The 11,625-nt window shown below is 42.1% G+C and carries 11 protein-coding genes; 6 read left to right on the top strand and 5 right to left on the bottom strand.

Annotated features, from left to right (window positions below; genetic code table 11):
- Positions 1-7: 7 nt before the first annotated feature.
- Positions 8-589 (top strand): single-stranded DNA-binding protein, encoded by a 582-nt coding sequence (gene ssb / locus R5R67_RS03320; protein WP_001215080.1) that lies wholly within the window; start codon positions 8-10, stop codon positions 587-589.
- 40 nt (positions 590-629) lie between these two features.
- On the opposite strand, the gene R5R67_RS03315 is transcribed toward ssb, so the two are convergent.
- Positions 630-953: an AzlD domain-containing protein gene (locus R5R67_RS03315; RefSeq protein WP_000082714.1), complete on the bottom strand. Its 324-nt coding sequence runs from the start codon at positions 951-953 to the stop codon at positions 630-632.
- A complete protein-coding gene (locus R5R67_RS03310; protein WP_025465277.1) occupies positions 950-1,645 on the bottom strand; it encodes an AzlC family ABC transporter permease in 696 nt (231 codons plus the stop codon). Before R5R67_RS03310 ends, R5R67_RS03315 begins: the two co-directional genes overlap by 4 nt.
- 68 nt (positions 1,646-1,713) lie before the next feature.
- Between R5R67_RS03310 and R5R67_RS03305 the strand changes: the two genes are divergently transcribed.
- Positions 1,714-2,262, top strand: coding sequence for a helix-turn-helix domain-containing protein (locus R5R67_RS03305; protein WP_000081856.1), 549 nt, complete (start codon positions 1,714-1,716; stop codon positions 2,260-2,262).
- Positions 2,263-2,567: 305 nt separating this feature from the next.
- Complete coding sequence (locus R5R67_RS03300) at positions 2,568-4,010, top strand: amino acid permease (protein WP_000718865.1); 1,443 nt, start codon at positions 2,568-2,570, stop codon at positions 4,008-4,010.
- Between the two features lie 64 nt (positions 4,011-4,074).
- Here the strand turns inward: R5R67_RS03300 and R5R67_RS03295 are convergent, their stop codons facing one another.
- Positions 4,075-5,574 (bottom strand): PLP-dependent aminotransferase family protein, encoded by a 1,500-nt coding sequence (locus tag R5R67_RS03295; RefSeq protein WP_001257165.1) that lies wholly within the window; start codon positions 5,572-5,574, stop codon positions 4,075-4,077.
- Positions 5,575-5,730: 156 nt separating this feature from the next.
- Here R5R67_RS03295 and gabT point away from each other — a divergent pair, with 156 nt between their 5' ends.
- Positions 5,731-7,023 (top strand): 4-aminobutyrate--2-oxoglutarate transaminase, encoded by a 1,293-nt coding sequence (gene gabT, locus R5R67_RS03290; protein ID WP_000380896.1) that lies wholly within the window; start codon positions 5,731-5,733, stop codon positions 7,021-7,023.
- The gene (locus R5R67_RS03285) at positions 7,020-8,468 is read left to right on the top strand and encodes an NAD-dependent succinate-semialdehyde dehydrogenase (protein ID WP_000615681.1); all 1,449 of its coding nucleotides are present in this window, start codon (positions 7,020-7,022) and stop codon (positions 8,466-8,468) included. The genes gabT and R5R67_RS03285 overlap by 4 nt, the downstream gene beginning before the upstream one ends.
- A 103-nt stretch (positions 8,469-8,571) precedes the next feature.
- Here R5R67_RS03285 and R5R67_RS03280 read toward each other — a convergent pair whose 3' ends face one another.
- Both R5R67_RS03280 and ycaC read right to left on the bottom strand, forming a co-directional pair.
- On the bottom strand, positions 8,572-9,546 hold the full coding sequence (locus R5R67_RS03280; RefSeq protein ID WP_000912183.1) for a LysR substrate-binding domain-containing protein: 975 nt from the start codon (positions 9,544-9,546) through the stop codon (positions 8,572-8,574).
- A 20-nt stretch (positions 9,547-9,566) separates the two neighbouring features.
- Positions 9,567-10,193, bottom strand: coding sequence for an isochorismate family cysteine hydrolase YcaC (gene ycaC, locus R5R67_RS03275; RefSeq protein ID WP_000046156.1), 627 nt, complete (start codon positions 10,191-10,193; stop codon positions 9,567-9,569).
- Between the two features lie 277 nt (positions 10,194-10,470).
- On the opposite strand from ycaC, the gene R5R67_RS03270 reads away from it, so the two are divergent.
- Positions 10,471-11,343, top strand: coding sequence for a pirin family protein (locus R5R67_RS03270; RefSeq protein WP_000713962.1), 873 nt, complete (start codon positions 10,471-10,473; stop codon positions 11,341-11,343).
- Positions 11,344-11,625 lie beyond the last annotated feature (282 nt).

Below are 11,625 nucleotides of genomic sequence, written 5' to 3'. Positions count from 1 at the left end.
ACAGCTAATGCGTGGTGTAAATAAGGTTATTTTGGTTGGTACTTTGGGTCGTGATCCTGAAACAAAAACTTTTCCAAATGGGGGCTCGTTGACCCAGTTTTCTATCGCAACAAGTGAAGTTTGGACCGATAAAAATACAGGTGAACGTAAAGAACAAACAGAATGGCACCGTATTGTTTTGCATAACCGTTTAGGGGAAATTGCTCAGCAGTTTTTACGTAAAGGTTCTAAGGTTTATATCGAAGGTTCATTACGTACACGTCAGTGGACAGACCAAAATGGTCAAGAACGTTACACTACAGAAATCCGTGGCGACCAGATGCAAATGTTAGATGCTCGTCAACAAGGTGAACAAGGTTTTGCTGGCGGTAATGATTTTAACCAACCACGTTTTAACGCGCCTCAACAAGGTGGCGGCTATCAAAATAACAACCAAGGTGGTGGCTACGGCCAAAACAATGGTGGTTATGGTGGCCAAGGCGGTTTCGGTAATGGTGGCAATAGCCCACAAGGTGGTGGTTTCGCTCCTAAAGCGCCACAACAACCAGCATCTGCACCAGCTGATTTAGACGACGACTTACCGTTCTAATTAAAGTTTCAAAAAAGGCGAGTTTATCTCGCCTTTTTTATTATTCAATTCCAAGTAAACGTACCAGTGCTGTGCCAGCCGCTGCCAGACAAATCACCAATAAAAGCGGGGCTTTTTTCCAAACCAAGAAAAGTGCCAAACCCACCCCAAATATACGTGCGAAACCTGCGAAATGTTGGCCTTCAAAAAATGTAGTGGTCACAGCAATGGCACAGAGCAAAACGGTTGCGCCGTTTGAGAGTAAAACTTGGTATTTTTCAGAAAATGAAAACTTGGCACCTAAGTGGAAACCAGCAAAACGGATACTGTACGTACCCAGTGCGAGTAGAGCTATTCCTACAATAATCAGTAACTGTTGACTCATTTTTTTCTACCCCATATCAAGCCAAAAAGTGAAATCAGGATTGGAAGTCCTGCGGCTAAAAAGGGTGTGGTTATCAACGCTAAAGTTGATCCGGCAAATGCAGCTTTTCGAGTCACCTTATTCTTTAAAGCAGAAAAAGTAAGAGCAATTAAAATAGCTGGGAAAATCGCATCTAAGCCAAATGTTTTAGGGTCTGGAATAGCACTCCCAATAAAATAACCAGCAGTGACACCGAGTGGCCAACTGAGCATGATGCCTATACCACATAGCCAGTAAGCAGCCTTTTTGGTTTCGAAATCAGGCTGTGCCATACCAAACAGAACGCTTTCATCGTTCATGATATGAGACCCAAAATATTGAGAGAATTTGCCTCGAATCAGTTCATTGACCGCAATGCCAAAAGGTAGATGTCTTAAATTGACGAGTAGTCCTGCAATTGCAGCTGCAATCGGGCTACCACCTACCGCCAAGAATCCAACAAAAATAAATTCAGCAGTTCCCGCGAGCACAAATATGGACAGGCAAAGTGGGATCCAGAGTGCTAAGCCATAACTTGCGGCGAGTGAACCTAAGGACATACCAACGACACTCGTTGCTAGGCACACAAAGAAAATCGAGCGAGTAGTATCTTTACTAAGTTTTCTAATAAGAGCGTATGTAGTCATGGCATGATATAACGAACGATTTTCTATTATAATGAATAAGTCTGATTGTTTTGTCAAAACGAACGATCGTTTTTTTTATAGAACGGATAGAATGAATGTCTCAGCCAATTGAAATTATTGCCAAAGGTTTAACGCGTGAACGCCAAAGAGCAGGGCTTTCATTGGCAGAGGTTGCGCGCCGTGCAGGTGTTGCCAAATCTACACTTTCTCAATTAGAGGCAGGGCAAGGTAATCCAAGTATTGAAACCTTATGGGCACTTTGTGTTGCACTCAATATTCCATTTGCACGTCTGATGGAAGAACCGAGCAATCAAGTGCAAGTCATTCGCTGTGGCGATGGGCCAACGGTGAGTTCGGAGATTGCTAATTACAAAGCAATTTTGTTGGCGACCTGTCCACCCCATGCGCGCCGAGATGTGTATTTATTGATTGTTGAACCGGGCGAAGATCGACTTTCAGAACCACATCCAGTTGGTTCGGTAGAACATATTATTGTGGTTGAAGGGCGAGCTTTGGTGGGTTTAATTGATGAAGCGGTTGAGCTGGATGTTGGAGACTATATTTGTTATCCAGCCGATCAAAAACATATATTTAGAGCTTTGGAAACAGGCACAAAAGCGTTGTTAATCTCTGAACAAAACTAAAGAAATTCAATCTGATTAAAATAAAAACAAAAAGCCATTTACCAGCATCTTCTATAAAAAGGGCCAATTTTGCGTATAAATTTTGCAATTGGCTCTCTCTTTTATTACAAAAATGGCTCTCGTTTCTTGAGTGCCGAAACGACAAATTAAAGCCATTGGAAGTATGCATACGGAAGCGCCGGATAAGCTCAGTGAATTTTCTGTTTTAGGAATTGGGCAGAACGGCTAAATTTTTAGGGGATATTTTTTGGCTTCGGAGGATTTCCGAGACTAGCCGATATCCTCCATATATTAAGGAAAATGATATGGCAGCTCATCAAAATGGTTCTGAAGCCAATCACTCCCAAAGTTTAAAACATGGACTTAAATCACGCCACTTAACCATGATCTCGATTGCAGGGGTTATTGGTGGCTCTCTCTTTGTTGGCTCAGGCAGTATTATCTACAACACCGGCCCTGTAGTTTTTCTAACTTATGCTTTAGGTGGTCTACTCGTTTGGTTCATCATGCGTATGTTAGGCGAGATGGCCGTTTTAAATCCTGACAGTGGCTCTTTTTCAACTTATGCGGACCGTGCGATTGGCCGTTGGGCAGGGTTTTCAATTGGTTGGTTGTACTGGTGTACGCTGGCGATGCTCATGGGCTGGGAAGCTTATGTAGCAGGAAAAATTTTAAATAACTGGTTCCCGTTTATACCGATCTGGGTTTATATGACCGTTGTCATTGTCGCACTGGTTGTTGTCAATTTACAAAACGTCAAGAACTATGGTGAATTCGAGTTCTGGTTTGCGCTCATCAAAGTTATCGCGATTGTTGTTTTCCTTGTGATTGGTAGTTTAGCCATCATGCATTTGTGGCCTTGGGGCAATCCGGCTGCATCTGGTATAAGTAACTTAACCTCTCAAGGCTTTATGCCAAATGGCGGTTCATCAGTGATTACAGCCTTGCTTGGGGTGATGTTCGCCTATATTGGCGCTGAAATTGTTACTGTAGCAGCGGCAGAGTCTGCAAATCCATCTAAAGAAATTCGTAAGGCATCAAACTCGGTGGTTTGGCGTATTATTTTATTCTACGTTGGTTCAATGTTCGTTGCGGTATGTCTTATTCCTCACAACAATGAACTTTTGAAAGATTCGACTTGGGGTACTTATAGTGTAACTCTGTCTGCACTTGGTATTCCGGGCGCGCGCCATATCGTAAATTTTGTGGTTCTAACATCGGTATGTAGTTGCTTTAACTCAGCGCTTTACACGTGTTCACGGATGTTATTCTCGTTGTCTAAACGTGGTGATGCACCAAAAAGTTTTGGTTCTGTAAACAGTAAAAGCAGTCCTTGGGTGGGTGTGATTGTGTCATGCTTCTTCTCTGTAATTGCGGTAATTTTAACTGCAACAGAGAGTATGAATGTTTATGACTTCTTCATGCTAACAACAGGTGCAGCAACTCTATATGTGTACCTGACCATTGCTTATTCTCAGCTTCGTATGCGTAAAAAATTAGAAGCTGAAGGTGTGAAAATTGACTTTAAAATGTGGATGTTCCCTTACCTAACCTATGTGGTGATCTTTGCAATTATTGGTGCAATTCTTACCATGTTGATTGAAGGCACCTATTTTAAAGAGGTGATTTACACCACAGCATTGTTTGGCATTATTGTGTTCTTCGGTTTGTTGTCTGAAAAACTGGGTTGGGGTAAAGAGCGTAGAGCGACTCATTTAACTCATAGCCATGAAGAAAAGTTAGTTTAAATTTTTAAATAAAAAAGAGCCTCACTGTGAGGCTCTTTTTGTTTGTTTTAATACGAGAGAATAGTTAATTTAGCGTAGGTACACCTGCTTCACGTAAGCATTGGAGCAAGACACCAAAAGCCATCACCATATCTTTTTCATTTACACAGGCAAAGCCCATCAGCAGTCCACGTTCGGCATGTGCATGTGATTGCATGTAGTATTGTGAAAGTGGGCGAACTTTGACGCCACGTTCAAGTGCTGTGGCTGCAATGGCGACATCATCGCAAGAGTTCGGTAGTTTTAAAACCAGATGTAACCCTGCTGCTTCATCATATTCATGAATAAATTCGGGGCCAAGATAGCGTTGAATTAAGCTCACCAAGTAATCGCGGCGTTTACCATAGAGCAGGCGCATACGGCGAATATGCGCTTCATAATGGCCTTCACGAATAAATTCAGCGAGGGCTTTTTGCTCAAGCAAGTGCCCACCACGATAAAGTTCGGCCGCAACAATACGTAGCGGTGAAAATAACGGCTTAGGGACGACCAAATAGCCAATTCTTAAGGATGGATAAATAGTTTTACTAAACGTGCCCATATATAAAACAGGTGCGTTATTTTCTAAGCCTTGCAAAGATGGATAAGGCTGGCCCGAGAAACGGAACTCACTGTCATAGTCATCTTCTACAATCCAGCTATTGTGCTGACGTGCAATCTGAATCAATTGTCTGCGACGATCAAGGCTTAAATGTGAGCCAAGCGGATATTGATGTGATGGTGTGACAAAAATGAGTTTAGGCGGTACTGCCGGATTTTCTTCAGGAATAATGCCTTCAGCGTCGACAGGCATGGGCTGAATATCGAGGCCATTAATCCGTAATGTATTACGCATTCCCCAATAAGCGGGATCTTCAATCCAGACTTTATCTCCCATATCACTTAGTGCACGTGAGACTAAATCAATGGCTTGATGAATGCCTTCGGTAATAATAATCTGGTCCGCATCGCACTGGACTGAACGCGCAACACGTAAGTAATCTGCTAAAGCACTTCGAAGCTCTATGCATCCACCTGCGTTGCTATAAATTAGACGGTTAATGTCCGGTTCGCGGCTTAAGCGTGCTTGAATACGACTAAAAATATGATGTGGAAACCCGGTAACATCGGGTGCTCCCGGAACAAAGGCTCCCCATTGATGTGGCGAGGCTGCGGCATAGCCTAATAAGTTTGAGCCACGCTGTGAGAGGGCATAGGAACTTTGAATATTTGGGCTAGAAACTACTTTTTTCTTGTTTTGTGTATTTAAAAAACTCTCTGGCAACTTTTCGGCAACCCATGTGCCATGTCCTGTCCGTGCTTCTAAATAGCCTTCGGCCTGTAATTGTTCGTAGGCACTAAGTACCGTATTTCTCGAAACATGAATTTCACTGGCTAAATCGCGTGATGCAGGTAGACGAGTCTTCGGCTGGATCACTCCATCAATAATGGCACCACGCAGGCAACGGAAAAGGCGTTGATGTAGTTTCCCTTCAGTGTCCTGTTGGAGTCGTTGCAGCAAATGATCTCCAAGTAAACTACGCAATTGGCTCTCTCCTACAGTTAAAAAGTGGCTCTCGTCAGTTGCCATCAGACGAGCGAAATTACATGCATAGGCAGTCGTTGTAAAGCACCCTGAAAATTAAGCACAGGATGCAAAAAAACAAAGCTGCAACTGATGATGAAAATATGAGGGAATCAAATGGATACTCAACATTCTGCACTTAACGCACGTAAACAGCAAGCAACTCCACGTGGTGTAGGCGTGATGTGTCAGTGGTATGCTGAAAAAGCTGAAAATGCCACGATTTGGGACAAGGAAGGCAACCAATTTATCGATTTCGCTGGTGGTATTGCGGTTTTAAATACAGGCCATCGCCACCCTAAAGTAATTGCAGCGGTGACTGAACAACTTACTAAATTTACTCACACTGCGTATCAAGTTACGCCTTATGAAAGCTATGTGGCTTTAGCTGAACGTATTAATGAACGCGCACCAATTGCTGCTCCTGCGAAGGCAGCTTTTTTCACAACAGGTGCAGAAGCAGTTGAAAATGCAGTAAAGATTGCTCGTTGTTACACAGGTCGTCACGGTATTATCACGTTTGGTAATGGTTTCCACGGTCGCTCATTTATGACCATGGCAATGACAGGTAAAACTGCGCCTTACAAACGTGATTTCGGTGTAATGCCAGCGGGTGTGTTCCATGCACGTTACCCAGTACCTGCAAAAGGTATTTCAGTAGATGCGGCAATTGAAAGCGTTGAAGATATTTTCAGTGAAGATATTGCGCCACATGACGTAGCAGCAATTGTACTTGAGCCAGTACAAGGCGAAGGCGGTTTCAATGTGGTGCCAGCCGAGTTCTTAAAACGTTTACGCGCAATTTGTGACAAGCACGGTATTTTACTTGTCGCTGATGAAGTGCAATCAGGTTTTGCTCGTACTGGTAAGTTATTTGCGATGAACCATTATGAAACTAAAGCAGACCTCATCACGATGGCGAAAAGCTTGGGCGGCGGTTTCCCTATTTCGGGTGTTGTGGGCCGTGCAGAAGTCATGGATGCACCAAACCCGGGTGGTCTAGGCGGTACTTACGCAGGTAGCCCGATTGCGGTTGCAGCTGCGCATGCCGTGATTGACGCGATTGAAGAAGAAAACCTATGCGACCGTGCAAATGAATTAGGCGCTGAGTTAGTTGCTACGCTTAAAGATATTCAGCAAACAACTGGTGACGTCGTAACCGATATTCGTGCATTGGGTTCAATGGTTGCAGTAGAACTTGAGACTGCTGAACAAGCAAAAGTTGTACAAAACTATGCAATGGAAAACGGGTTGTTACTTCTTACTTGTGGTAAATACGGTAATGTAATTCGTTTCTTATATCCATTAACCATTCCTGCTGAGCAATTCCGTCAAGGTCTTGATATCTTGAAACAAGGTTTTGCGACACTAAAAGCAGGGAGTGCAAAAGCAATGGAGCAATCTGCATGATTCAAAATAATTTGCAGTATTTATTAAAACATCCTGATATTTCATTAGAAGCACCTGCATCAAATGACTATATCGAGGTGAATGATGCTGCTACGGGTGAAACTTTGGCATGGGTGAAAACCTATGACCGTGCAGGGGTTGAAGCCGCAATTAACCGTTCGGCAAAAGCGCAAGCTGCTTGGAAAAAGCAAACTGCCTTGGCGCGTGCTGATGTGTTATTGGCATGGTACAACCTCATGCTAGAGCACAAAGAAAATCTGGCACAGATTTTAACGGCTGAACAAGGTAAACCATTGGCAGAAGCACGTGGTGAAATTGGTTATGCAGCATCATTTATTCGCTGGTTTGCCGAGCAAGCGCGTCGTATTGATGGTGAAGTCTTAACACCTACCTTGCCAAACCAACGTCTGCTCGTGATTAAACAAGCGATTGGTGTTACAGCTGCAATTACGCCGTGGAACTTCCCGGCTGCCATGATTACGCGTAAAGCAGGTCCAGCCATTGCTGCGGGTTGTTCAATGTTGGTTAAACCGGCAGAACAAACGCCGTTAACCGCTTATGCGCTTGAAGTATTGGCGTTACAGGCAGGTTTACCAGCAGATGTTTTAATTAACATTAGTGGTGATGCAGTTGAAGTCGGTAAAACCCTATGCGAAAGCGATATTGTTCGTAAGTTAAGCTTTACTGGTTCAACGCAAGTTGGCCGTATCTTGATGCAACAATGTGCGCCAACTATTAAAAAGCTTTCGCTTGAACTGGGTGGTAACGCGCCTGTATTGGTATTTGATGATGCCAACCTTGAGCAAGCGGTTCAGGGCATTATGGCAAGTAAATATCGTAACAGCGGTCAAACCTGTGTGTGTGCTAACCGTATTTATGTTCAAGATGGCATTTACGATGCGTTGGCAGAGCGCTTGGTTGAAGCTGTGTCTAAGCTTAAAGTTGGCGATGGCCGTCAAGAAGGTTCAACTCAAGGGCCTTTAATTGATGAAGATGCGATTGCTAAAGTGCAGTCTCATATTGCTGATGCTACTGAGAAAGGTGCAACTGTTCGTATTGGTGGTCAACGCTCGGCACTTGGCGGTACATTCTTTGAACCAACAGTTTTAACTGGCGTAACGCAAGACATGAAAGTGTCTAAAGAAGAAACTTTTGGTCCACTTGCCCCATTGTTCCGCTTTAAAACTGAAGATGAAGCAGTGGCAATGGCGAACGATACCGAGTTCGGTTTAGCTGCTTATTTGTTTACTCAAAGCACAGCTCGTCAATGGCGAGTGGGTGAGGCACTTGAGTACGGTATGGTCGGCATTAACACGGGCGCGATTTCAAACGAAGTTGCTCCGTTTGGCGGCGTAAAACAGTCAGGTCTAGGTCGTGAAGGTTCAAAATTCGGCATCGAAGAATATGTCGAAATGAAATACCTCTGCGTAGACTTATCTGAGTAAGGGATAAAGCGAGTTCGCTTTGTTCTGAACGAAAACATGCAGTTATACTGCATGTGATGTTTCACAAAAAACCGGTCATGCCCATTCATGACCGGTTTTTTATTTAAGTCGGCAAATATCCTTCATGGCTTTCGGGTAAACGTCTGAGTTCTTCAATGAGGGTTTCAATGAGTTTTTCGACCACCAGACGTTGTCCTTTTCTAGACACATAAACCAGTTGTAGCATACCAATATTCGACTTCCAGTCAGGAAGAATATGAACCAGTGTTCCTTTACGAATTTCCGATTCAACGGTTAAAAAAGGAAGATCTGCAATACCTAAACCATCCATTACGGCATAGTAAACACCTGCCAAGTCATTACTTTTAATTCGTGGTTGATAAGGAACATCAACCGATTCACCATTACGTATATTGCATAAATGCCAAATATAATTTTGCTTTTGTGTGCCTAAGCTAATACTTGGAAAGTCCTGTAATTCGGAATAATGCTTAATGGTGCGACCTTGCAGTAATTCAGGCGAAGCCACCAGACAGTGATCGGTTTTAATCACATCACGAACAATCAAATTTGAATCTTCATTCGGTTCAAAATTGGTTCGAATCGCAAGGTCGATGTCATCATGCAAGATATCTACTCGACGGCTGGTTAGCTCAAGAGATATTTCAACTTTAGGGTAGGTTTTTAAAAACTGATTTAAAATTTTTCTAATTTGAAAATGCATCATTAAAGGTGGGCAGCTTACTTTTACCAAACCTTGAGGCTCACTTTTTTGCTTTAATAACACGTTCTCTGCACATTCAACTTGAGCAATGACTTTGCAGCATTCCTCGTAAAACTCTTGACCTAAATCGGTCACTTTAAAATGGCGGGTTGTTCTTTGAATCAGGCTGACATTAAATTTATTTTCAAGGTCAATAATGCGTCGGCTGAGCTTGGATTTACTAATATTTTCGGCCTCACTGGCAGCACTAAAGCCGCCGTGTTTCACGACCAAATAGAAATAATAAAAATCATCAAAAGAGCTTATCAATGTCCGTTCAACCCATTTAAATTCAAGATTAGAATGCTTAAGCATTCTAATCTTGGCAGTAGAACTTATTTTTGGCTAGTGTTGTGATTGTAACTTGAAATCAGGTTACGGTAGTCAGGGATATGATTTGAGAACAATGTACCCAAACCTTCAATATCATTACGCCAGTCACGGTGTAATTCACACGCCATACCGAACCAAGTCATCAGCTGCGCACCTGCTTTAGACATACGGTCCCAAGCTGCATCACGTGTTAATTCGTTGAAAGTACCAGAAGCATCAGTAATTACGAATACTTCAAAGCCTTCTGCCAAAGCAGATAGTGCAGGGAATGCCACACAAACTTCAGTTACAACACCTGCAATAATCAGTTGTTTTTTACCGGTTGCTTTAACCGCTTTTACGAAATCTTCATTGTCCCACGCATTGATTTGGCCTGGACGTGGAATAAAAGGCGCATCTGGGTGAATTTCTTTTAACTCAGGAACTAAAGGACCGTTTGGACCAGTTTCAAAACTGGTTGTTAAAATTGTTGGAAGATTGAAGTATTTTGCTGCATTTGCAACAGCAAGTACGTTGTTTTTAAATTTATCCGGATCGATATCTCGAACTAAAGAAAGTAAACCTGCTTGATGGTCAACTAAAAGAACCGCAGCATTATCCTTGTCTAAGCGTACATAATCTTGAGCCATTTTTTATGTCCTCATGTTATCAAATTGAATAATCAAAAATTATTGGGTAGGTCATCAGTGCCTAAAATCATGCTAGATGAGTTTGTTGTCGTAATTAAGTCTAAAAAATAGGATTAAGAATTTTAAAAATAGGACGATCTCTTAAACAAAACATCAAAATTTATGATTGTCTCATAAATGCAATAATGTGTTGCTAATCCTGATCTATAAACTGCAATTATTGAGGCGTAAAATCAATCTCAGTTCAAGAAAATCCTACATATATAGGAGAGATCAGATGAAGAAATTTCTTGGTGCATATCAAAATAACCACATGCATTGGGTTGGTGATGGTTTCCCTGTATATAACCTGTTCTCTTATGACCGTTTAGGCCAAACCCTAAGCCCATTTTTGTTACTGGATTATGCAGCGCCTTATAACTTCTCACCAACCACCGAACAACAAGGTGTAGGTTCACATCCTCACCGTGGCTTCGAAACAGTTACTATTGCCTATCAAGGTGAAGTGACTCATAAAGACTCAAGTGGTGGCGGCGGAACCATTAAAACCGGTGACGTGCAATGGATGACTGCGGGTGCAGGGGTGTTACATGAAGAGTTCCATTCTCCTGAATTTGCAGAGCATGGCGGTCTTTTTGAAATGGTGCAATTGTGGGTAAATTTACCTTCGCATTCAAAAATGACCCCTGGAAAATATCAAGCCATTGAAGCTAAAGATATTCCGGACATTGCACTAGACGAGCACGGTAGTCATTTGCGTGTGATCGCAGGTGAATATGCAGATGCAAAAGGTGCAGCAAGTACATTTAGTCCATTAAATGTATGGGACGGTAAATTGGTAAAAGGCCAAAAACATACCCTGTATGTACCTGAAGGGCATACTACCCTTGTTGTTGTGTTAGAAGGTGGGGTTGTGGTCAATGATACAAACCGTCTTGAAGGCAAAACCGTTGCGATTTTATCTCGTGAGGGCGTTGAGTTTAGCTTAAATGCTGAAGAAGACACTAAATTCTTGGTGTTGACTGGCCAACCACTGAATGAGCCAATCGAAGGTTATGGTCCATTTGTCATGAATACCAAAGCCGAGATTATGGAAGCGATTAACGATTTTAATCGTGGAAAATTCGGTTCAATCATGCAAAAAGGATAAATTGCTAAGCTTTACTTAATGATCTTTAAAAGCAAAGTAATAAAAAGCCCGCTATCAAGTGTGAATAGCGGGCTTTTTCGCTGTAAAGTTTCTGTTTTTATGATGAATATCATTATTGTGTCGGCATTGTTTTGTGTGATTTAGTTCTCATTATTATGCCACCATGATACCGTAAAAAATGATACTTGTAAAACGAATGATATAAATACAGTTAAATTATCTTATTTTATTTAAAAGAATTTTTTTAAATTTTTAAAAAATATAGATTTTTATACAGTCATC

Origin of the sequence: Acinetobacter sp. OYA S30, assembly GCF_033599315.1 — a bacterium.
Taxonomy (GTDB): domain Bacteria; phylum Pseudomonadota; class Gammaproteobacteria; order Pseudomonadales; family Moraxellaceae; genus Acinetobacter; species Acinetobacter baumannii.
This window is presented reverse-complemented; position numbering and strand designations above follow the sequence as displayed.